We start from the raw sequence: 21,053 nt of genomic DNA on the forward strand, positions 1-21,053 counted from the left end.
ATGGACCTGGAGTACACGCCGGAGCAAGAGAAGCTGCGCACCGAGATCCGCGCGACCCTGGAGAGGGTGATGACGCCGGAACGCGTCGCCGCGGTCAGCGAGCGGATGGAGGGCGGTCCCGCGGTGCGCGACTGCGTCCGCGCCCTGGCGGCGGCCAACCTGCTAGGCGTCGGATGGCCTAAAGAGTACGGCGGACAAGGTTTCTCGGCCATCGAGCAGTTCATTTTCTCCGAGGAGGCACGCCGGGTCAACGCGCCCATCCCGCTGGTGACGCTCAACACCGTCGGCCCGACGTTGATGCACTACGGCACCGACGAGCAGAAGCAACGGTTTCTGCCGGCGATCCTGGACGGCACCGTGGAGTTCGCCATCGGCTACTCCGAGCCGGGCGCGGGCAGCGACCTGGCCTCGGTGCGGACGACGGCCGTCCGCGTCGGCGACGAGTATGTGATCAACGGCCAGAAGATGTTCACCAGCGGCGCCGCCTACGCCGACTACATCTGGCTGGCCGTGCGCACCGATCCGGATGCCAAGAAGCACAAGGGCATTTCCATCCTCATCGTGCCGACCTCCTCGCCGGGGTTCTCCTGGCAGCCGCTGCACACCATGCCGGGCATCTCGACCTTCTACACGTTCTACGACGACGTCCGGGTGCCGGTCAGCGCGCTGGTGGGCGGGGAGAACCAGGGCTGGCAGCTGATCACCACGCAGTTGAACTTCGAGCGCGCCGCCCTGGGCAATCTCGGCGCGCTCGAGCCGCTGTTCGAGAAGACGCTGGACTGGGCGGTCACCACCGAGCTCGACGGTGGCCGCGTCATCGACCAGCCGTGGGTGCAATCGGCGCTGGCCCGGGTCGAAGCCCAAGTCGCCGCATACAAGCTGGTCAATTCGCGGGTGAACGCGGCGATGACGAAGGGGGTGCTCAGCATGGGCGAGGCGTCGGCGGCCAAGGTGTTCGGCACCGAGCTCACGCAGCAGGTCGCCCGGGAGCTGCTCGAGGTGCTCGACGGCAACGGGGTGCGGCGCGGCGCGGACGCTCCGCTGCGCGGCGCGCTGGAATCCGCCTACCGCCAGGCCGTCATCAATACCTTCGGAGGCGGTGCAAACGAGATTCAACGTGACATCATCGCCATGGCCGGTTTGGGCATGCCCCGGGCACCACGCGACCTTCGGGCCGCGAAATAGCAAGGAGGACAGGACTCAGTGACCGACTCAGAAACCGTCAGCGCCAAGGTGCGGGCCCTCGTCGGCCAGCCGACCGGCGGCACCGGAAAGCCCTCGCTGGCGCCGGACCCGGTGAACCAGCCGATGATCCGGCACTGGGCGTACGCGATGGCCGACATGAACCCCGTCTACATCGATCCGGAGTTCGCCGCGTCGTCGCGGTTCGGCGGCATCGTCTCGCCGCCGGTGATGCTGCAGACCTGGACCATGCCGTCGCCGAAGCTGGAGGGAATCGGCGAGCGCGGTGGGGCGCCCATCGAGATCCACAGCAATCCAACGGCTTTCCTCGATGAGGCCGGCTACACCAGCACGGTGGCCACGAATTCGGAGTTCGAGATCGAGCGGTACCCCAGGCTGGGCGACGTGATCAGCGCGACAACGGTCTACGAGTCAGTCTCCGACGAGAAGAAGACGGCGCTGGGCACCGGATTCTTCCTGACCTGGCTCACGACCTACACGGACCAGAGCGGCGAGGTGTTGGGACGCCAGCGATTCCGGGTGCTGCGCTTCAGGCCGGCCGACTGATGGCGGCCCGTCTGGCTCCGGCGATCACCCCGGACACCGAATTCTTCTGGAATGGGTTGCGGGAGAACAAACTCCTGATACAGCGCTGCGGCGGCTGCGGGCAACTGCGTCACCCGCCCCGCCCGATGTGCCCACACTGCCGGTCGTTGGAGTGGGAGGCCATCGAGTCGTCGGGCCGCGGCACCGTCTACAGCTACGTGATGCCACACGAGCCGAAGTTTCCGTTCTTCGAGTACCCGTACGTCGTCGTGCTGGTGGAACTCGAGGAGGGGATACGTCTGGTGTCCAACCTGACCGGCATCGACCCGGCCGACGTGACGCCCGCAATGCCGGTAGAGGTCTACTACCAAACCTTCGGCGGTTCTGACTCTGAAGACCTGGTGCTGCACCAGTTCCGGCCGAGCGCGTAGGCCCGTCATGGACTTCTCGTTCACCGGAGAGCAGGAGACGATCGCCAAGCTCGCCCGCGATCTGTTCGAGCGCCGCGCCACCCCGCAACGGCTGACCGAGCTGGAGGCCGGCGACACCCGCCACGACGCCGCGCTCTGGGAAGAACTGTCCGCCGCCGACCTGCTGGGCACCGCGCTGCCGGAGTCGGTGGGGGGCAACGGCGGCGGCTTCGTGGAGCTCGGGGTGCTGCTGGCCGAGGTCGGCTACAGCGTCGCGCCGGTACCGGCCTACGCCACGCTGGTGCTGGGCGCCGACCCGATCGCCCGGCACGGCAGCCAGGAACAGCAGCAGCGGTTCCTGCCGGGCGTGGTCGCCGGATCCCGGATCCTGACAGCGGGATTGGCCGAACCCGGCCGTTCGGACCCGGCCCGCCCGGTCACCACCGCCCGCCGTGACGGCCCCAACTGGCGCCTCGACGGCGCCAAGGAATTGGTGCCGGCCGCGCAACTCGCCGACACGGTGCTGATTCCCGCCGCCGTCGATGACGGCACCGTGAGCCTGTTCCTGCTCGCCGCCGACGCCCCCGGCGTCGAGATCCGCTCGGCGCCCACCACGAACCGCGAGCCGCACGCGGACGTATTCTTGGACGGCGCAACAGTTTCCGCGGAGGGCATGATCACGGGCGCCGGGCTGGTCGACGCGCTCTACACCCGCGCCCTGGTCGCGCTGTGCGCGATCCAGCTCGGTGTCACCGAGCGGGCGCTGCGGATCGCGGCCGAATACACCACGGGCCGTGAGCAATTCGGTCGCCCGATCGGCAGTTTCCAGGCAGTGCAGCAGCGCATGGCCGACGCATTCATCGACGTCGAGGCGATCCGGTGGACCACCTGGCAGGCGGCCTGGCTGATCGCACACGGGCGCCCCGCCGACCGGGCGGCGCGCATCGCGAAATTCTGGGCCGCCGAGGCCGGCGCCCGCGTGGCCGCCACCGCCCAGCACGTCCACGGCGGCATCGGCATCGATGTCACCTATCCCCTGCACCGCTATTTCCTGTGGGCCAAGCACAACGAGCTGACCCTCGGTCCGGCTTCGGCGCAGCTGGCCCACCTCGGCGCAACCTATTCGGAAGGACCCGCATGACGACAACCGCCAGCCGCACTTTGCAATGGCAGGACATTTCGGTCGGTGACGCGGTCACTCCGCTCGAAATCCCGATCACCACAACGATGATCGTCGCCGGCGCGATCGCCACCCGCGACTTCATGCCGGTGCACCACGACCGCGACTACGCCAAGCAGCAGGGCTCACCCAACCTGTTCATGAACATCCTGACCACCAACGGCTACTGCGTGCGCTTCCTCACCGACTGGGCCGGACCCGAGGCAATGGTGAAGAACCTGTCGATCCGCCTTGGCGTGCCGTGCTTCCCGGACGACCCGCTGCGATTCACCGGCAGCGTCACCGGCAAGACCGAAGGATCGGACGGCGAGAACTTCGTCGAGGTGACCTTCGCCGGCACCAACAGCCTGGGTGACCATGTGTCCGGCACCGCGGTGCTCAGCCTGCTCGACGAGGCCTCAGAAACGAGGCAGGCATGAGCCGGACGCTGCCCGGCGCCGCGGCCATCGTCGGGATCGGCCAGACGGAGTTCTCGAAGGAATCCGGGCGCAGCGAGCTGCAATTGGCGTGCGAGGCGGTCAGTGCCGCACTCGACGACGCCGGCTTGGCGCCCAGTGACGTCGACGGCATGGTCACGTTCACCATGGATTCCAGCGACGAGATCGACATCGCGCGCAACGTCGGGATCGGTGACCTGAGCTTCTTCTCCCGCGTGCACCACGGCGGCGGCGCGGCCGCCGGCACCGTCGTGCACGCGGCGATGGCCGTCGCCACCGGTGTCGCCGACGTGGTGGTGTGCTGGCGCGCGTTCAACGAACGGTCCGGCTTCAGGTTCGGCGGCAGCGGCCGCAGCATGGCCGAAACGCCCTTGTTCATGGCGCATTACGCGCCGTTCGGACTGCTCACCCCCGCTGCCTGGGTCGCGATGCACGCCCAGCGCTACATGTCGACGTACGGGGTCACCAACGAGGACTTCGGCCGGATCGCCGTAATCGACCGCAAGCATGCCGCGACCAACCCGGACGCCTGGTTCTACCAACGCCCGATCACGCTGGAAGACCACCAGAATTCGCGCTGGATCGTCGAACCCGTGCTGCGCCTGCTGGATTGCTGCCAGGAGAGCGACGGCGGCGTCGCGCTGGTCATCACCAGCGCCGAGCGCGCCCGCGACCTGCGCCAGCCGCCCGCCATCATCACCGCGGCCGCCCAGGGCGCGGCCCACAACGGCGAGATGATGACCAGCTACTACCGCGACGAGATCACCGGGCTGCCCGAGATGGGCGTGGTGGGCCGGCAGCTGTGGCGCGACTCGGGCCTCAAGCCGCAAGACATCCAAACCGCCTTCATCTACGACCATTTCACGCCGTTCGTGTTCACCCAGCTCGAGGAGCTCGGATTCTGCGGTCGCGGGGAGGCCAAGGACTTCGCCACCGTCGAACGGCTGTCGCTGGGCGGGGACTTCCCCATCAACACCAACGGTGGCCTGCTCGGCGAGGCCTACATCCACGGCATGAACGGCATCACCGAGGGGGTGCGCCAGGTGCGCGGCACATCGTACAACCAGGTCGACAACGTCGAACACGTGCTGGTCACGTCCGGAACCGGGGTGCCGACCAGCGGCCTGATTCTTGCGCCGGCCGGCTGAGGGGGACCGTCATGCCGAGGCTCGCGCTCCTGACCGCCCACGGCGGGCCCATCGAGCTGGCCGAATTCCCGTTGACCACACCGGCGCCGGGCACCGCGGCGCTGCGTCTGCGGATGGCCGGCATCTGCGGATCCGACCTGCACATCTTTCGCGGCGAGCTGCCGCTGCCGTGCCCGTTCGCCATGGGCCACGAAATGGTCGGCGAGGTAGCCGAACTCGGCGAGGGCCTGACCACCGACGCGACCGGTAAGCCGCTGGCGGTCGGCGATCGTGTGGTGGCGCCGTACTTCTGGTTCTGCGGCAGTTGTCACGCGTGCGCGCGCGGACGCTCCTACGCCTGCCAGAACCTGATGGCCGGCGAATACCGCACCCACGAGCAGGCGCCGCACTTCGTTGCCGCCTACGGCGATTACTACTACACCAGCCGCCGGCAGCCGTTGTACAAAGTTCCCGCGGACCTGCCCGACGAGGCGGTCGCGCCGCTGAATTGCGCCCTCGCCCAAGCGCTTTTCGCACTGCGCGATGTGCGGCTCGGGGACACCGTCGTCATTCAGGGCGCCGGCGGGCTGGGCATCAACGCCGCTGCCGTGGCGCGGACGGCAGGCGCCGGCGCGGTCATCGTCATCGACAAGATCGCCGAACGGCTCGACGTCGCCGCCGGTTTCGGTGCCACCCACTGCATCGACGCCAGCGGGATCTCGGCCGCCGAGGTCACCGAGCGGGTGCGCGAACACACCGACGGCATCGGTGCGGACTGGGTGCTCGAGGTCGTGGGCGTGCCGGGCGTCATCCCGGAGGGGATCGGGTTTCTCAACAACGGCGGCACGTTGCTCGAGGCCGGCAACGTCGGAATGGGACGCACCTTCGAGCTCGACCCCAGCGCATTGGTCTACGGCAACAAGTCCGTGCGCGGCGTGATGCTCTACGACCCGGTCACCCTGGCCACCGGCCTATCGTTCCTGCAGCACACCAGTTTTCCGTTCGACCGGCTGATGCCCAAGCCGTTCCATCTGGCCGACGTCAACGCCGCGTTCGCCTCGGCCGATGCCGGGTTGGTCCCTCGAGGGGCACTGGTTCCGTGACGACTCAGGCGGCTCAGCTGACCGACACCCGCGAGCTCATCGTGGTGTCCGCGTTCGCGTGCTTCGGCAAGCAGGGGTTGCAGAAGGCGACCATCGTCGACATCGCAAAGCACGCCGGGGTATCCCGCAGCACGATCTACGAATACTTCTCCGACAAGGCGTCCATCGTCGAGGCGTGCGCCGAACACGCGTCGCAGCAGTTCTATCGCGAGATGACCAAGGCCATGGACCGCGACGGCGGCACCCTGGAGGACAAGCTGTGTGCCGCAGCGGTCTTCGTCACCCAGGCGCGACGGGCCATCGCCTCGGAGAAGTACTTTGACGAGGATGCCATCAGCCTGCTGCTGACCAAGGACGCCGCTGTGCTGCTGCGCGAATGCGTCGAGTTCTTTGCGCCCTACCTGTCGGCCGCCCGGCTCACGGGCGAGGTGCGCAAGGACCTCGACATAGAAGCCGCCGGTGAATGGTTCGCGCGCATCCTGTTCTCGCTTTTCAGCACACCGTCCTCGACGCTCGACATGGACGATCCGGAGGTGGCGGCGGAATTCGTTCGGGCCCATGTGGTTCGCGGCTTCGCCAGCGATCGTCCACGGCGGCGTTGAGCGCGCGCCCACAGCGTTGAGTGTAAATCCTTGGCGGTGATCGTCGGCGTGTCGCCGCCGTGAGCGCACACCCGAAGCCAACGATTCACACTCGGCGGCCCCGCTGCGCCAGCGCCCGCAGGAAGAACATCAAATTGGCGGGGCGTTCGGCCAGCCGCCGCATGAAGTAGCCGTACCACTGGGTGCCGAACGGCACGTACACCCGCACCTGGTTGCCGGCCGAGGCGAGACGCCGCTGCTCGTCGTCGCGGATGCCATAGAGCATCTGGTATTCGAATTCGCCGACGCGACGGCCCGATTCGCGCACCATCTCGGGCACCGCGCCGATGATCTGCGGGTCGTGGGAGGCCACCATCGGGTAGCCGGACCCGGCCATCAGCACCCGAAGGCACGCCAGATACGAGTCGGTGACCTCGACAGGCTCGCGGTAGGCCAGCGCAGCCGGTTCGTCGTAGGCGCCCTTGCACAGCCGGACCCGGGCGCCGGAGGCGGCGAATTCCTCGCAGTCATCCAGGGTGCGCCGCAGATACGCCTGCAAAACCAGGCCCAGCCAGGGGAATTCGGCGCGCAGGTCGCGCACGATGCGCAGCGTCGAATCGGTGCTGGTGTGGTTCTCGGCGTCCACCGTCGCCCACACGCCCGCGCGCTGGGCGGCGGCGCAGATCGACCACGCGTTCTCCCGCGCGATCTTGTGCCCGTCGCGCTCCAGCCACTGCCCCAGGGCCGACAGCTTGACCGAGACTTCCAGCGGCCGGACGTCGTCGCCCGCTGCGCCGAGCCCGCCGAGCGTGTCGATCAGACCGAGGTAGGTCCGCACCACCGCGTCGGCGTCGTCGGCGTTGGCGACGTCCTCGCCCAGATAGTCGATGCTGACGAGTCGGCCCGAATCACGAAGCACCGTTGCGCTGTTCAGCACGGAATCGATGGTTTCCCCGGGCACGAATCGCTGCACGACCTTACGGGTGACCGTCAGCCGTTCGGCGGTGCGGCGCAACCCTTCGCGCCGGCCCGCGGCCAGGATCGCCGGGCGCAGGGTGGTGGCGAACAGTCCGGCCATCAGTCGGCGCCCATGTGCGGATAGCTGTGGTCGGTCGCCGGGATGAAGGTCTCCTTGATGGTGCGAGCCGACGTCCAGCGCAACATGTTCAGCATCGATCCGGCCTTGTCGTTGGTACCCGAGCCGCGCGAACCCCCGAACGGCTGCCGCCCGACGACCGCGCCGGTCGGCTTGTCATTCACGTAGAAGTTCCCGGCCGCGAACCGCAACCGGTCCTGCGCGGCCAGCACGGCGTCGCGGTCGTCGGCAATGACCGCGCCGGTCAGCGCGTAGCGCGACCCCGCGTCGACGACGTCGAGGATTCGCTCGTAATCGTCGTCGGGGTACACGTGCACCGACAGCAGCGGGCCGAAGTATTCCGTCGCGAACGACTCGTCGGACGGGTCGTCGGACAGCAACACCGTGGGCCGCACGAAATAGCCTTCGCTGTCGTCGTATTCGCCACCGACGGCGATGGTGACGTGCGGCGCGCCCTTGGCCCGCTCGATGGCGTCGACGTTCTTGATGAAGGCGCGCCGGTCGATCAGCGCTCCCCCGTAATTGGTCAGATCGGTCACGTCGCCGTAGCGCAGCGCGGCGGTCTTCCCCAGGAAGTCGTCACCCATGCGGCGCCACACCGACTGCGCGACGAAGGCCCGCGACGCGGCCGAGCATTTCTGCCCCTGGTAGTCGAACGCGCCGCGAATCAGCGCCGTGCACAACACCTCCGGGCGTGCCGAGGCGTGGGCGACGACGAAGTCCTTGCCGCCGGTCTCGCCGACCAACCGCGGATAGCTGTGGTAGCGGCCGATATTGGTGCCCACCTGCTGCCACAAGTGCTGGAAGGTGGCCGTCGACCCGGTGAAGTGGATGCCCGCCAGCCGCGGATCGGCCAGTGCCACATCGGAAACGGCGAGGCCGTCACCGGTGACCAGGTTGATCACCCCGGGCGGGAGTCCCGCGGCCTCGAGCAGCTGCATGGTCAGATACGCCGACAGCGTCTGGGTGATCGACGGCTTCCACACCACGGTGTTGCCCATCAGCGCCGGAGCTGTCGGCAGGTTGCCCGCGATCGAGGTGAAGTTGAACGGCGTGATCGCGTAGACGAAGCCGTCCAGCGGTCGGTACTCGCTGCGGTTCCACTCTCCCGGCCCGCTGATCGGCTGCTGCGCCAGGATCTGTCGTGCGAACGCGACGTTGAATCGCCAGAAGTCGATCTGCTCGCACGGCGAGTCGATCTCGGCCTGATAGACCGACTTGGACTGGCCGAGCATCGTCGCGGCGGCGATCTTCTCCCGCCATGGCCCGGCCAGCAGGTCGGCGGCCCGCAGGAACACCGCCGCCCGCTCGTCGAAGGGCAGTGCGGCCCATGCGCGTTTCGCGGCCATCGCGGCCTCGACCGCCGCCGTCGCGTCCGCGTGCCCGCCGTTGGTCAGGGTGCCCAGCCTCGCGGCGTGCCGGTGTGGCTGGACGACGTCGATGCGCTCACCGTCGCCCATCCGGTGGGTGCCGCCGATGACATGCGGCAGGTCGATCGGGCCATCGGCCAGCGTGGCCAGTTCGGTGCGGAGCCGGGCGCGTTCCGGCGAGTGTGGCGCATAGTCGTGGACCGGCTCGTTGGCCGGCATCGGGACCTGGGTTATCGCGTCCATGCTGCAAGGATCCTCGCGGCGGCCCGGCGAAGAATTAGCCGATCGGACAATACAGGCCGGTAGCCGTAGTAAAATCGGACAACATGGCCGGTGTGGGGCTGGGGCAGCTGCTACTCGCGCTGGACGCGACCCTGGTGAGCCTGGTCGACGCGCCCCGCGGCCTGGACCTGCCGGTGGTGTCGGCGGCGCTGATCGACTCCGACGACGTGCGGCTCGGGCTGGCGGCCGCGGCGGGCTCGGCCGATGTCTTCTTCCTGCTGGGGGTCGCCGACGACGAGGCGCTGCGCTGGGTGGGCAAGCAGGCGCGCGAGCGCGTTCCGGTGGCCATCTTCGTCAAGGAGCCGTCGAACGCGTTGGTGGCCAAGGCCGTTGCGGCGGGCTCGGCCGTGGTGGCCGCCGACCCGCGGGCCCGCTGGGAGCGCCTCTATCAGTTGGTCAACCACGTGTTGGAGCATCACGGGGACCGCGCGGATGCGACGGACGACTCGGGCACCGACCTGTTCGGGTTGGCCCAGTCGCTCGCCGACCGCATTCACGGCATGGTCAGCATCGAAAACGCCCAATCGCACGTGCTGGCCTATTCCGCCTCCAACGACGAAGCCGACGAGCTGCGCCGCCTTTCCATCCTGGGCAGGGCGGGCCCGCCCGAGCATCTCGAGTGGATCGGCCAATGGGGCATCTTCGACGCGTTGCGGTCGGGCGGCGACGTCGTCCGCGTCGCCGAGCGGCCCGAGCTGGGGCTGCGTCCGCGACTCGCCGTCGGCATCCACCGGCCCGCACCGGATGCGCGACGGCCGCCGGTGTTCGCCGGAACCATCTGGGTGCAGCAAGGCTCGCAACCACTGGCCGAGGACGCCGAGGAAATCTTGCGGGGTGCCGCCGTGCTGGCCGCCCGCATCATGTCGCGGCTGGCTGCCCGGCCGTCGACGCACGCCCGGCGCGTGCAGCAACTCCTCGGCCTCGCCGATGCGGAGACCCCTGCGCACGTCGATGTTGCCGCGGTTGCCGGTGAACTCGGGCTGGCCGCCGACGGCGACGCGGCTCTGATCGGTTGGGACGCGGCGGACGGCTCACCCGGTCACGGCCGGCTTGCCGACGTTATCGCCCTGAGCGCCAGTGCTTTTCGCACTGACGCCCAGGTCGCGTCGAACGGCACGCGCACGTATGTCCTCCTCCCCCAGACGCGCAACCGGTCGGTCACCTCGTGGGTGCGTGGCACCATCGGCGCCATGCGCGCCGAACTCGGAGTGCAGCTCCGGGCGGCCATCGCCGCACCGATCGCCGGTCTGGCCGGGATTGCGGCGGCGCGCATCGAGGTGGACCGCGTGCTGGACAGCGCTGAGCGGCACCCGATTTCGTTCGGGCAGGTGACGTCGCTGGCCGAAGCGCGTACCACCGTGCTGCTCGACGAGATCGTGACCCTGGTCGGCAGCGACGAGCGATTGATCGATCCGCGGATCGTGGCGCTGCGCGAGGACGAGCCGGTGCTCGCCGAGACGCTGCGGGTCTATCTGGACGCCTTCGGCGACATCGCCGCGGCCGCAAAAGCGTTGCGGGTGCATCCGAATACGGTTCGATACCGGGTGCGCCGGGTCGAGAAATTGTTGTCGACGTCGCTGGGCGATCCCGAGGTGCGGCTGCTGTTTTCGCTGGGACTGCGGGTGCTGGAAAGTCGTTGACCCGCCCGACACCGGGATCGATTCCCACCACCACCAGTGGCAAGATCCGGCGGGCCGCATGCGTCGAGCAGTACCGCCGCCGGCGGTTCACCCGACTGGACGCTTAGCCCTATTGGCTGTTCGCCGTCTGGGCTTCCTCCAGGAAGCGACCCACCACGTCGGGGCCGGTGGAGTGCATCTTGATGGACAGTTCGAGCAACCTGTCCTTGGCCTGCTTGGGCAGCAGCTCGATCGAGCGAGTGGTGGCCGAGTCATACTTCGCCCCGGGAAAGCGCTGCAGCAGAACGTCTTTCTGCTCGTCGGTGGCGTAGATCTCGAGTAGCTTCATGCCGGCGAACGCCTCGATCGCCTGGTCCGCCATTCCGGCATTCGCCAGCGCTTCCAGCCTTTCCTCGTTGATCCAGACGTTGACCTTGATCTTCTTCTCGCCGTTGCTCATGAGTTCTCCAACTGGTTCAGCGTAAAGACCGGCAATCTGTCTTTCAGGTATTCCTCGGTGACGAACGGCGAGCCCTGGCCGTACTTGGCGGCGCTGTCCATCACGACTTCGAAAACCTCGTGCCGCATCACCTTTTGGGTCGGCTTGACCTCGTCGGTCAGGATGCTTCGAATCAGGCTGCCGCTGAAGCTTTGTGACTGGTCGTCGTGACCGCACAGGGCCGAGTTGGTGACCTCCTGGCACACCGGGCAGTACCAGTTCTCGCGCAGGAACACCGGTTTGATGCCCAGCTCGCTGCGGTGTTGCTTGAGGATGTTTTGGGAATCGTAGGGGTGGTAGAAATCGCCGACGCCGGCGTGGTCTCGCCCGAACATGTGATGCGTACAGCCGAGGTTCGTCCGCAGGATCGCGTGGAAGATCGCCTCACGCGGCCCGGCGTAGCGCATGTCCCACAGCGTGAACGACACCAGGTGGACGTCCTCGCGGAAATACCCACTGGTCCGCAACTCGTTCTGTGCCAACAGGATTGCCTCGTCGATGTAGTCGCCGACGCGCTTCTGGCCGATGATGGCATTGACCAGCACGCCGGTGTTCAGGCTGTCGACGGGCTGGTCCTCGTTGGCGGCCAGCCACGCCTGCTTCATCAAGGCTTCGTGGCCGGTGTGCGGGACGTTGCGGGTTTGATGGGCGACGGCGCGCACCCAGTTCTTTTCCGCCAGCGCATCCTTGTGCTGCCGCGGCGTGAGCCAGAAGCGCTTGAAGGGTTCGTTGAACACCGGCTCGTTGATGAGCGTGATGTCGCCGCCGATGAACCGATTCGCATAAGCCAGCGTCTTCTTGACGCCCGGGTGCCGGGGGTCGATGGTGCCGTAGGTTTTTTCGGCCATCCTCTCCAGGTCGTACTGGTAGATCTCGGAGACCTCGAAGAGCGCCATCGGGGCATCGAGATATTCGAGGACGACGCGTTCGCCCTCCTTCACCCCGTACTTTTCGACGTCTTCCGCCGAAAGGTCGAAGACGATCGGGATGCTCCACAGCGTGCCGTCCGGCAGCTTGAAGTCGTCCAGCGTGCCATCCACTTCGCGCCGGCCCATGAACCCGGTCAGCGGGGTGAAGAACCCGTAGGACAGGCTGATCACCTCGTGCGCGGTGGCTTTCGAGATCGGGATGCGCGGCAACCCAGCGATCTGACCCGCCGCATTCTCCGTGGACACCCGTTCCACGATCGGCTTGCCGTTATGACCTTGATAGCTCATGAAAGTGACCTCGTTTCGGTATTCAGCGGTTGCCCGTGGACGGCTCCCGACGCCGTCACTGCCGGACCCGTCCGCTAAGCGTCTGGCCGGACCGGGGCCGAGATGACGCCAGCCCGCTCGAGATGGGCGATCACTTCCTCGGCCAACGTGTCCGCGTCCTTGTTGCCGCCTTCGAGCCGCAGCTCGGGCTGCGCCGGGGCCTCGTAGGGATCGTCGATTCCGGTGAAACCTTTGATCTCGCCGGCGCGGGCTTTCTTGTACAGCCCCTTGGGGTCGCGCTGCTCGCAGATCTCAATCGGGGTGTCGATGAAGATCTCCTGGAAATCGCCGTCGTTCAGGGTGGCCCGGATGGCGTCGCGATCACGCACGTACGGGCTGATGAACGCCGTCAGCGCGATGGTGCCGGACTCGCAGAACAGCTTCGCGACCGCGCCGATACGACGGATGTTCTCCTCGCGGTCCTGGGCGGAAAATCCCAGTCCGAACCGCTTCGCGAACTCGGGCCCGTGGCGCTCCTCGAGAAGGTCCGGGCCGGCATTGAGTCCATAGCGGACGTTGTCCCCGTCCAGCAGGTAGCTGCGGATGCCTCGCTCGTAGAGCTTCTGCTCGACGACGTTGGCCACCGTGCTCTTGCCGCTGCCGCTCAGGCCGGTGAACCAGATGACGCAGCCCTTGTGACCGTTGAGTCTTTCGCGTTCGGCGCGGCTTATCTGGTGTTCGTGCCAGGTGATGTTGTTCGACATTGCCAGCTCCTGTTCACAACGTTTCAGCCGGCGCCGACGAAACCCTGACGGCCACTTGCCATCCTCCGCATCACCGGTCGCCGCACCGGCGGCCGGCAGGGCGTTGCGCCCGCTCCGCAGGATTTGTTTGCCTGCCGACACCGACGCCCGGCTTCGGTGCGGCAACCTCGCCACGCCGATCCCGGCCACACACCTTCACCATATTGTTTATCAATCAATCCGGATCAGAACCAGTCCACAAGTAAAGATGGCCAATTTACGGGAGTTTTTTCGCTTCCCGGCGGCCCCGCCGCGCTGTCCCCCGCCGGGCCCGGTTTCGGGTCCGGCGGCAAATGAAATCACGTCCGGTTCGGTATGCCGATCGGCGCATTGACGCCGGAGAACGCCGCCGTGCGCGGGCGGCGTCATGATGCAAATGGTGACGCGTCGACACCCCCGTTGCGACCTGTCGTGTCGCCGCCGCACCGCGGCCCGTGCCCGGAGGAGTCATCCGGCCCGCGTCCCGGGCGCCCGGCGCCACAGGTTCGGGCCTTGCCCACAGCGAAGGGGGATTGCCGTTCGGTATCACGCCGCTCGGCCCTGAACGCGGTTCAACAGGACATGCCACGTAGGCGTGAGCCGGGTTAGCTGTTAATCTTCTGTACATCCAGTGTTCGGGGTTGTCCGGCGGGTGTCGGTGGGCTTCACTCAGGCGGACGTAATTTGCCGTGCCCGGATCGGGTGCGCGGGCGGCGAGACACGATGACGGCGGGATTCGTCATGACCGCCCGTAGCTACCGTTCGAGACGGCCGCCTCGACCAGGTCTCAAGCCGGCCGGCAAACGCACGGCGGGCGTGCGACGCGGGGGAGGCGAATGCTTGATTACGGGGCGCTGCCCCCAGAAATCAACTCGACCAGAATGTATGCCGGTCCAGGCTCAGGGCCGCTGATCGACGCGGCGGCCGCCTGGGACGTATTGGCCAACGGACTCGAGACGGCCTCGCGCGGCTACGCCTCGGTGCTCGCCCGGCTGGAAAGCGAAAGCTGGTCTGGCGGTGCGTCGGCCGCGATGGCCACCGCGGCCGCTCCATACCTGGCATGGATGGCCAACGCGGCGGCACACGCGGAGGAAGCCGCCGGGCAGGCCCGCGCCGCGGCGGCCGCCTACGAGACGGCGTTCGACGCCACCGTGCCGCCCGCCCTGGTGACCGCCAACCGCACCTTCTTGGCGCAGCTGGTCGCCAGCAACCTCCTGGGGCAGAACACCGCGATGATCGGGGCCACCGAGGGCACCTACTCCGAGATGTGGGCCCAGGATGCCGGCGCGATGTACGGCTACGCCGCATCATCGTCGGGCGCGACCACGCTCAGGCAGTTCGGCCAACCGCCCCAGACCACGACCTCCGACGGGCAATCCACCCAGACCGCCGCGGTGACCCACGCAGCCGGCGGCTCGGCGGCCGGACAGTCGCACGCCGCCCTGTCCCGAACGATGTCGACCGTGCCGCAACAGCTCCAAACCCTTTCCACCACAAGCTCTTCGGGCTCGTCCTCGTCGTCGGGGTCGTCCTCCGCGCTAGGCGCGGTAAGCGATTTCAACACGCTGACGGCGCCGGTGAACCTCGGCGACGCCATGAGCCGCACCGTCACTTCGGCGGGAACCTTCGGCACCCGGCTGCTCCCCTCCAACCTTCAGGCGGCGGGCGGAGCCGCCAAAGCCGCCGCGGCTGCCAGCGCCTCAACCGGCCCGGCACGCGTGGCAGGTCCGACGCTGGCGAGCACGGGCAGCGCGACCGCGGTAGGCCGGTTGTCCGTTCCGCAAAGCTGGGCGGCCACAAATCCGGCGGTCACCAGCGTCGCCGAGGCGCACTGGCTGTCGGACGCCGAGCTCGACGCGGGCCCGTCATGGCACGAGGCCCCGGCGACCAACGTGTGGAACGGGGCGCCGCCGGCGGCGGGGTCGAGGGTCCGGACTCTTGTCGCGGCCCTCGGTCAACAACGTGCTGCGCGTGACGCCGCGTCAGTTCAAGATGCCGCGCCCTTCCGCCGGCGGATAGCCGATCGGGTTCCACCCTCCAGTTGACCTTTAGGAACCATGCCAGCTCAGCGGGAGTTAAGAAGTGCGGCTGGGCATACAAAAACGGCGCACGAATCTTCCAGGGCCGCGAAACCCGCGCCGTGAGCGCGCGATTGCGTCATTCCTCGCGCACCGGCGCGAGGAATGACGTGGACACGTTGGGCCGAAATCGAAAATCCCGCGTTTACAACGTAATTCGATCGTGGCTACGTTTTGCTGGCTTGTTCGGACTCGCCGGACCCTTCTTGCTTCGCGGGATCCTCGATGACGTGGTACGCCGGGTCAACCAACGACATGGGCCGGTTGCCGGTCTGCTTGGGCTTACCCGTGATCCGCAGCAGCTGACCGGGCGCTATGTCGGCACCGCCCCGCCCCGAACGGAACGTGACGCAGATTTCGCCGCTATTGTCGCCGACGACAACCCGGCGGCGGGTCCGCCTGCCCTCGTTGACGTCCTCTACTTCGTTGACCCGTCCCTCAAAAGTGGCGCGCTGGCCGGGTATCAGACCCGAGACCGTGATCGGCGCCGGCCCGCGGTCGGGATGTTCATAGGCTTCGACGTCCCGCTGCTCGTCTTGGCTGATCCAGGCTTCCACCTTGTCGAGCTCGCGCGCGATCCGTTGCTCGAAGTTGTCCGGGTACGCCTGCTGAATCCGCGTCTGCACGTCGTAGGGCACGATCGTCGCCGCGGCGTCCGGAATCAGGCTGACCGCCCGGGAGACCTTGTCCGCGGTGCGGTCGTGCAGCAGCCGGCCCAGCAGTGGTGCGTACGTGCGGCGTGGAAGCAACACCGTGACGTTGGTGTTCCGCTGCTCATCGCGCGCGTTGGCGACCAGCACCTGCGCGGCCCGGGTGATCCGCCGGTCCGGGCAGTCCACCACCCGCAACGGGGTGTCGAGTTCGAAGTGATCCCAACGCGTTCGGATCAACTGGGCATGGGCTTCATCGACCATGAAGTGCACCGCGACCAGTTCGTCGGCCCGTAGTCCACGGCCGTAGCGCAGCGCTTCAATGACCGCGAGGTCCACTGAGTTCACAAACACGAAGACCTTGTGCCGGGCATACTTCACCAACTCCGGTCGGTCGGTGCGGAACATCTCGAGAATGGCCGCCTCGGCGCGATATTCGCGGTTGAGTCGCATCAGCACGAAGACCAGCACGGGGAACACGACGACCACCAACCACGCGCCCTCGGTGAACTTCGCCACCGCGAAGATGCCCACCACGATTGTCGACAAAATCGCCGCGGACAGGTTGATCGCCAGCCGACGTCGCCAACCCGGCTCACGCTGGGTCAAATGGTGTTTGGTCATTCCGTAGCCCGCCATCGAGAACCCGGTGAACACGCCGATCGCGTAGAACGGAACCAAGGCGTTGACCGAACCGCCCGTCGCCAGCAGCAACGCAACCGACAGCGCGGTGAGGGCGATGATGCCGTTCGAAAACACCAGGCGGTGACCGCGTTTCATCAACTGACGCGGCAGGAAGCGGTCTTCGGCAACGAAGCTCGCCAGGGCGGGGAATCCGTTGAAACTGGTATTGGCCCCGGTGAACAGGATCGCGGCGGTAGACGCCTGAACGAGGATATACAAGACGTTGCCGATCGTCCCATTGCCGAAGACCGCGCGGGCAACCTGCGATAGTACGGACGGAAATCCGGCGACATACGGCGTTGCGTGGGTGACAAACGTCAGATACGCGACACCGGTCAGCAAGAATCCGAGTATGCAGGCCATAACGGTGAGAACGCGGCGGGCGTTGCGGCCCTGCGGCTTACGGAAAACGTTGACCGTGTTGGAGATCGCTTCGACCCCCGTCAGCGACGAACCGCCGTTGGCGAACGCGCGCAGCAATACCAGGACCGTCGCGCCCATCACCAAACCGTCGCCCTGATGGATCGGCACTGTTCCGGCAATGTGCTGGGCATCGTAAGTCGGTAATTGCCAAAATAATTCGCGGATGACGCCGGTCAGGATCGTCAGGCCGATCATCGCGACGAAAAAGTAGGTCGGGGCCGCGAATTGCACGCCCGCTTCCCGCAATCCGCGCAGGTTCGCGTAACAGATGACCAGCACGACGCCGACGGTGATCGCGAGGCTGTAGGGTCCCAGTGCCGGCAGCGCCGACGCCACCGCGACCGTCCCGGCCGCCGCCTGGACGGCCACCGTAACGACATAGTCGATCAGCAGCGCGGCGGCGGCCACCTGCGCCACCCGAGGTCCGAAGTTTTCCCGCGCCACGATGTAGGAACCGCCCGCACGCGTGTAGGCCATGACGACCTGCCGATACGACGCGGCCACCAACACCAGAATCACCAAAATCGCGGCGTTGATGGGCAGCAACAGCGCAAAAGCCGCAAGCCCGGCGTTGGGCAGCAGCTCGATCAAAATCTGTTCGGTGCCATAGGCGGTGGATGAGATCGCGTCCGGCGACAGCGCACCCAGTGCAATGGGATTGGATAGCTTCTCGGTTGACAGACTCTCGTTGATCAGCGGCTTTCCGAGAAAGATGCGTTTGGCGATGTCCCCGACCGAGGTTGGGATGTACGTCTTGCCCGCCGTAGTCGTCACGACATGCATTCTGCCGCTCGCCTCGCCGGTGCGGCAGGTGGTCCGGCTAACTCAGCCGCTGCACGGCGGCGGCGATCCGCTCGTCGCTGGCGGTCAGCGCGACCCGCACGTGCTGCGCACCGCGCGGCCCGTAGAAATCGCCCGGCGCCACCAGGACGCCGCGCTGCGCCAGCCAGGCGACGCTGTCGTGGCACGGCTCGCCGCGGGTGGCCCACAGATAGAGGCCGGCTTCGGAGTGGTCGATGGTGAAGCCGGCCGAACGCAGCGCGGGCAGCAGCGCCGCGCGGCGCCGTTCGTAGCGCTCCCGCTGCGCCAGCTCGTGGGCGTCGTCGTCCAGGGCCGCCACCATGGCCGCCTGCACCGGCGTTGGCACCATCATCCCGGCGTGCTTACGCACGGCGAGCAGCTCAGCGATCAGCTCGGGGTCGCCGGCGACGAAACCGGCCCGGTATCCGGCCAGCGAGGAGCTCTTGGACAGGGAGTGGATCGCGAGCAGGCCGGCATGGTCGCCGTCGCACACCGAGGGATGCAGGATCGACAGCGGCTGGTCGTCCCAGCCCAGCCCCAGATAGCACTCGTCGGAGGCCACCACGCAGCCCCTGTCGCGCGCCCAGCCAACCACTTTGCGCAAGTGATCGGCGCCCAGGACGCGTCCGGTCGGATTGCTCGGCGAGTTCAGGTAGTACAGCGACGGCGATTGCGGGCCCAGCTGGGTCAGCGAATCCGCGCGCAGCACCCGCGCCCCGGCCAGCCGGACCCCGACGTCATAGGTCGGATACGCCAGCTCGGGCACCACAATCAGGTCCGCGGGGCCCAGGCCCAGCAGCGTGGGCAGCCAGGCGATGAGCTCCTTGCTGCCGATGACCGGGAGCACGGCCGCCTCGGTCAGCCCGGTGATGCCGAACCGGCGGTCCAGCGCGGCGACCACCGATTCGCGCAGCCGGGCGGTGCCCATCGTGGCGGGATAGCCCGACGCCGAAGCGGCGGCGGCCAGCGCCTCCTGGATCACCGGGGCGACCGGGTCGACCGGGGTGCCGACGGAGAGGTCGACGATCCCGTCCCTATGGGCGCCGGCCTGTGCTTTCGCGTCGGCCAGGGTGTCCCAGGGGAACTCCGGCAGGGACGCCGATACCGCAGGCCGGCGCTTTTTGAGCTGGTGTGGCACCGGGCCGCTCAGTCGCCTTCGCCCTGCGGTGGCAGATCCTTGACCACTTGCGGGTCGTTCTCGGTCATGCCGACCTTGGCCGCGCCGCCGGGCGATCCCAGCTCGGCGAAAAAGTCCGCGTTGATCTGCGTGTACTGGCTCCACTGGTCCGGCACGTCGTCTTCGTAGTAGATCGCTTCGACGGGGCAGACCGGCTCGCACGCCCCGCAGTCGACGCATTCGTCGGGGTGGATGTAGAGCATCCGAGCGCCTTCATAGATACAGTCGACCGGGCACTCCTCGATACAGGCTTTGTCCTTGATGTCGACACAGGGTTCGGCGATCGTGTACGTCACAGACGTCTCCTCCATGTACTAGGCCATCTCGTGGGCTGAAATGTGGCTGCTGTTCAGCTCGCACCGGCGCGTTCGAGCGCTTCCGATGAAGCTTTCGGTTACTGATACTAGACGTTGCAGATACAGGTCAACCATTTGGCGCCCCTGTCGGTATACAGATTTAAGACCGGCAGTCTCGGAGGCCGCGACCGGGTCCCGTTTCGCCGAGGGCGAACACCGCTGACAGGCCGCTGACCTGCGAAGAGTAACGCTCCGGTGGTGGCGGTCGATAGCTCTTGCGTTGCGAGCACGCTCACGGGGCCTGGTAATCTCAACCGAAAGACGGCAACCGCTGGGCAGACGTTCTCGCCGTAATAGCGGTGCATTAACTCGGGGAAGGTGTCCACATGAGGCTGTCGTTGAGCAAATTGGGCGTTGCGGTTGGCAGCGCGGCGGTGGCGTTGACGGCCGCGGCCGGGGTCGCATCGGCTGACCCGTCGGACGCGATCATCAACACCACCTGCAACTACGGGCAGGTCATCGCGGCGCTGAACGCGACCGACCCGGCCGCTGCCCAGCAGCTGAACTCGTCGCCGGTCGCGCAGTCCTACATCCGCAACTTCCTGGCGGCGCCGCCGCCGAAGCGCCAGCAGATGGCCCAGCAGATTCAGGCCATGCCGTCGGCGCAGAAGTACTACGACGACATCAACCAGGTCGCGGTCACCTGTAACAACTACTGAGCCGATCGCTTCGCACGAAGCGGTTCAGTAACCGCCGAGCAGGCGGCGTACCCGGCCCAGGTTTTCCGGCCCGACGCGGCTGCGAATGCGTGATGGATCGGCGGGCCTACGGCCCCACAGCAGCAGCACGCGCGCGGCCGCGTCGGTTTCCAGGGTGGCCGGCCCGTCCGGCTCGGCCAACGCGATGGTGATCTGATCCGGATCGGCGGCCAGGACCACGTCGTCGGTGCCGTCGGCTCGCAGACGGGCCTGGATGCGCTCACCCGGCTCCAGCTGCTTGGCCCCCTTCACCAGCAGCGGCCTGCCGACCGCGAGGACGCTGTGCGTGGTCATCCACGGCTCGGCCAGCCGGGCCTGGGCGGCCGGCTCGTCTCCGGTGATGTCCCAGCCGTGCAGGACGAGCTCCTCGCGCATGTGCTCGGCGAACCAGGGCACCTTCATGGTGCGGCCCGTCCAGGCGACATCGGTGTCGGCGGGCACTCCTTCGGCCGCCACCGCGACATCGTTGAGGGTGGCCATCCGGTCCAGCAGCGCGTCCCACAGATCCGCGTCGTTCAGTGCGCGCAGCGGGCCCTCGCGTTCCTCGAAGCCGCGGGTGGCGACGGGCTCACCCGCCAGATGGCCGCCGAGCACCCGGGCGAGTTCTTCGGCGTTTCCCGCCTGATGGACGACGATGTCGCGCACCGTCCAGGCTTCACACCAGGTGCCGGCGTCCGGTCCGTGGCTGCGCACCGCGTCCACGAATGGCGCCCACTCCGGAAATCGGTCGTCGTCGATTCGTCGCTTCACGGCTTTGGGTATACCCGCCGCCTGTG

General features: G+C 67.4%; 19 protein-coding genes and 2 pseudogenes. 12 read left to right on the forward strand and 9 right to left on the reverse strand.

From position 1 onward, the window contains the following. Genes A5760_RS14155 through A5760_RS14190 form a run of 8 tightly spaced genes read left to right on the forward strand, consistent with a single transcriptional unit; the run spans position 1 to position 6,587 of the window. Positions 1-1,185 carry an acyl-CoA dehydrogenase family protein gene (locus A5760_RS14155; protein ID WP_064881752.1) on the forward strand — a complete coding sequence of 395 codons (1,185 nt, stop codon included), beginning with the start codon at positions 1-3 and terminating at the stop codon, positions 1,183-1,185. An 18-nt stretch (positions 1,186-1,203) separates the two neighbouring features. Then, a complete protein-coding gene (locus A5760_RS14160) occupies positions 1,204-1,749 on the forward strand; it encodes an FAS1-like dehydratase domain-containing protein (protein WP_064881754.1) in 546 nt (181 codons plus the stop codon). Then, positions 1,749-2,159, forward strand: a complete 411-nt coding sequence (locus A5760_RS14165) for a Zn-ribbon domain-containing OB-fold protein (RefSeq protein WP_064881756.1) — start codon at positions 1,749-1,751, stop codon at positions 2,157-2,159. The genes A5760_RS14160 and A5760_RS14165 overlap by 1 nt, the downstream gene beginning before the upstream one ends. Positions 2,160-2,166: 7 nt before the next feature. After that, the gene (locus A5760_RS14170; protein ID WP_064881758.1) at positions 2,167-3,279 is read left to right on the forward strand and encodes an acyl-CoA dehydrogenase family protein; all 1,113 of its coding nucleotides are present in this window, start codon (positions 2,167-2,169) and stop codon (positions 3,277-3,279) included. Then, on the forward strand, positions 3,276-3,737 hold the full coding sequence (locus A5760_RS14175; protein ID WP_064881760.1) for a MaoC family dehydratase: 462 nt from the start codon (positions 3,276-3,278) through the stop codon (positions 3,735-3,737). Before A5760_RS14170 ends, A5760_RS14175 begins: the two co-directional genes overlap by 4 nt. Continuing rightward, a complete protein-coding gene (locus tag A5760_RS14180) occupies positions 3,734-4,903 on the forward strand; it encodes a lipid-transfer protein (RefSeq protein WP_064881762.1) in 1,170 nt (389 codons plus the stop codon). The genes A5760_RS14175 and A5760_RS14180 overlap by 4 nt, the downstream gene beginning before the upstream one ends. Before the next feature lie 11 nt (positions 4,904-4,914). Further along, positions 4,915-5,985: a zinc-binding dehydrogenase gene (locus A5760_RS14185; RefSeq protein ID WP_064881764.1), complete on the forward strand. Its 1,071-nt coding sequence runs from the start codon at positions 4,915-4,917 to the stop codon at positions 5,983-5,985. Beyond that, a complete protein-coding gene (locus A5760_RS14190; RefSeq protein WP_064881766.1) occupies positions 5,982-6,587 on the forward strand; it encodes a TetR/AcrR family transcriptional regulator in 606 nt (201 codons plus the stop codon). The genes A5760_RS14185 and A5760_RS14190 overlap by 4 nt, the downstream gene beginning before the upstream one ends. 85 nt (positions 6,588-6,672) lie before the next feature. Here the strand turns inward: A5760_RS14190 and A5760_RS14195 are convergent, their stop codons facing one another. Both A5760_RS14195 and pruA read right to left on the reverse strand, forming a co-directional pair. Then, a complete protein-coding gene (locus A5760_RS14195) occupies positions 6,673-7,644 on the reverse strand; it encodes a proline dehydrogenase family protein (protein ID WP_064881768.1) in 972 nt (323 codons plus the stop codon). Further along, complete coding sequence (gene pruA / locus A5760_RS14200) at positions 7,644-9,275, reverse strand: L-glutamate gamma-semialdehyde dehydrogenase (RefSeq protein WP_064881770.1); 1,632 nt, start codon at positions 9,273-9,275, stop codon at positions 7,644-7,646. The genes A5760_RS14195 and pruA overlap by 1 nt, the downstream gene beginning before the upstream one ends. An 83-nt stretch (positions 9,276-9,358) precedes the next feature. Here pruA and A5760_RS14205 point away from each other — a divergent pair, with 83 nt between their 5' ends. Both A5760_RS14205 and A5760_RS27370 read left to right on the forward strand, forming a co-directional pair. Continuing rightward, positions 9,359-10,954 (forward strand): PucR family transcriptional regulator, encoded by a 1,596-nt coding sequence (locus A5760_RS14205; protein ID WP_064881772.1) that lies wholly within the window; start codon positions 9,359-9,361, stop codon positions 10,952-10,954. 11 nt (positions 10,955-10,965) lie between these two features. After that, a pseudogene (locus A5760_RS27370) lies at positions 10,966-11,061 on the forward strand (hypothetical protein); the annotation flags it as partial. 2 nt (positions 11,062-11,063) lie between these two features. Here the strand turns inward: A5760_RS27370 and A5760_RS14210 are convergent. The 3 genes from A5760_RS14210 to cysC form a co-directional block, all read right to left on the reverse strand. Beyond that, complete coding sequence (locus A5760_RS14210) at positions 11,064-11,393, reverse strand: DUF6955 family protein (RefSeq protein ID WP_064881774.1); 330 nt, start codon at positions 11,391-11,393, stop codon at positions 11,064-11,066. Next, positions 11,390-12,649, reverse strand: coding sequence for a sulfate adenylyltransferase (sat, locus tag A5760_RS14215; RefSeq protein ID WP_064881776.1), 1,260 nt, complete (start codon positions 12,647-12,649; stop codon positions 11,390-11,392). The genes A5760_RS14210 and sat overlap by 4 nt, the downstream gene beginning before the upstream one ends. Positions 12,650-12,723: 74 nt before the next feature. Beyond that, a complete protein-coding gene (cysC, locus tag A5760_RS14220; protein WP_064881982.1) occupies positions 12,724-13,392 on the reverse strand; it encodes an adenylyl-sulfate kinase in 669 nt (222 codons plus the stop codon). A gap of 854 nt (positions 13,393-14,246) precedes the next feature. Here cysC and A5760_RS14225 point away from each other — a divergent pair. Next, positions 14,247-15,429, forward strand: a pseudogene (locus A5760_RS14225) (PPE family protein). 226 nt (positions 15,430-15,655) lie between these two features. Here A5760_RS14225 and A5760_RS14230 read toward each other — a convergent pair. Genes A5760_RS14230 through fdxA form a run of 3 tightly spaced genes read right to left on the reverse strand, consistent with a single transcriptional unit; the run spans position 15,656 to position 19,519 of the window. Next, the gene (locus tag A5760_RS14230) at positions 15,656-18,028 is read right to left on the reverse strand and encodes an APC family permease (RefSeq protein WP_419538247.1); all 2,373 of its coding nucleotides are present in this window, start codon (positions 18,026-18,028) and stop codon (positions 15,656-15,658) included. Between the two features lie 37 nt (positions 18,029-18,065). Beyond that, complete coding sequence (gene dapC / locus A5760_RS14235; RefSeq protein ID WP_064881778.1) at positions 18,066-19,184, reverse strand: succinyldiaminopimelate transaminase; 1,119 nt, start codon at positions 19,182-19,184, stop codon at positions 18,066-18,068. 8 nt (positions 19,185-19,192) lie between these two features. Continuing rightward, on the reverse strand, positions 19,193-19,519 hold the full coding sequence (gene fdxA / locus A5760_RS14240) for a ferredoxin (protein ID WP_007773662.1): 327 nt from the start codon (positions 19,517-19,519) through the stop codon (positions 19,193-19,195). A 386-nt stretch (positions 19,520-19,905) separates the two neighbouring features. Between fdxA and A5760_RS14245 the strand changes: the two genes are divergently transcribed. Continuing rightward, positions 19,906-20,238, forward strand: a complete 333-nt coding sequence (locus A5760_RS14245) for a hemophore-related protein (RefSeq protein ID WP_007773659.1) — start codon at positions 19,906-19,908, stop codon at positions 20,236-20,238. 24 nt (positions 20,239-20,262) lie between these two features. Here the strand turns inward: A5760_RS14245 and A5760_RS14250 are convergent, their stop codons facing one another. Further along, positions 20,263-21,027 (reverse strand): maleylpyruvate isomerase N-terminal domain-containing protein, encoded by a 765-nt coding sequence (locus A5760_RS14250; RefSeq protein WP_064881779.1) that lies wholly within the window; start codon positions 21,025-21,027, stop codon positions 20,263-20,265. Positions 21,028-21,053 lie beyond the last annotated feature (26 nt).

The sequence above is a fragment of the Mycobacterium colombiense genome, from assembly GCF_001665835.1.
GTDB classification, from domain to species: domain Bacteria; phylum Actinomycetota; class Actinomycetes; order Mycobacteriales; family Mycobacteriaceae; genus Mycobacterium; species Mycobacterium colombiense_A.

Excerpts from the sequence above, each read along its gene's own strand:
- A5760_RS14155 (WP_064881752.1), top strand. The coding sequence starts at position 1 with ATGGACCTGGAGTACACGCCGGAGCAAGAGAAGCTGCGCACCGAGATC.
- A5760_RS14165 (WP_064881756.1), top strand. The coding sequence starts at position 1,749 with ATGGCGGCCCGTCTGGCTCCGGCGATCACCCCGGACACCGAATTCTTC.
- A5760_RS14170 (WP_064881758.1), top strand. The coding sequence starts at position 2,167 with ATGGACTTCTCGTTCACCGGAGAGCAGGAGACGATCGCCAAGCTCGCC.
- A5760_RS14175 (WP_064881760.1), top strand. The coding sequence starts at position 3,276 with ATGACGACAACCGCCAGCCGCACTTTGCAATGGCAGGACATTTCGGTC.
- A5760_RS14180 (WP_064881762.1), top strand. The coding sequence starts at position 3,734 with ATGAGCCGGACGCTGCCCGGCGCCGCGGCCATCGTCGGGATCGGCCAG.
- A5760_RS14185 (WP_064881764.1), top strand. The coding sequence starts at position 4,915 with ATGCCGAGGCTCGCGCTCCTGACCGCCCACGGCGGGCCCATCGAGCTG.
- A5760_RS14195 (WP_064881768.1), bottom strand. The coding sequence starts at position 7,644 with ATGGCCGGACTGTTCGCCACCACCCTGCGCCCGGCGATCCTGGCCGCG.
- pruA (WP_064881770.1), bottom strand. The coding sequence starts at position 9,275 with ATGGACGCGATAACCCAGGTCCCGATGCCGGCCAACGAGCCGGTCCAC.
- A5760_RS14205 (WP_064881772.1), top strand. The coding sequence starts at position 9,359 with ATGGCCGGTGTGGGGCTGGGGCAGCTGCTACTCGCGCTGGACGCGACC.
- A5760_RS14210 (WP_064881774.1), bottom strand. The coding sequence starts at position 11,393 with ATGAGCAACGGCGAGAAGAAGATCAAGGTCAACGTCTGGATCAACGAG.
- sat (WP_064881776.1), bottom strand. The coding sequence starts at position 12,649 with ATGAGCTATCAAGGTCATAACGGCAAGCCGATCGTGGAACGGGTGTCC.
- cysC (WP_064881982.1), bottom strand. The coding sequence starts at position 13,392 with ATGTCGAACAACATCACCTGGCACGAACACCAGATAAGCCGCGCCGAA.
- A5760_RS14230 (WP_419538247.1), bottom strand. The coding sequence starts at position 18,028 with ATGCATGTCGTGACGACTACGGCGGGCAAGACGTACATCCCAACCTCG.
- A5760_RS14245 (WP_007773659.1), top strand. The coding sequence starts at position 19,906 with ATGAGGCTGTCGTTGAGCAAATTGGGCGTTGCGGTTGGCAGCGCGGCG.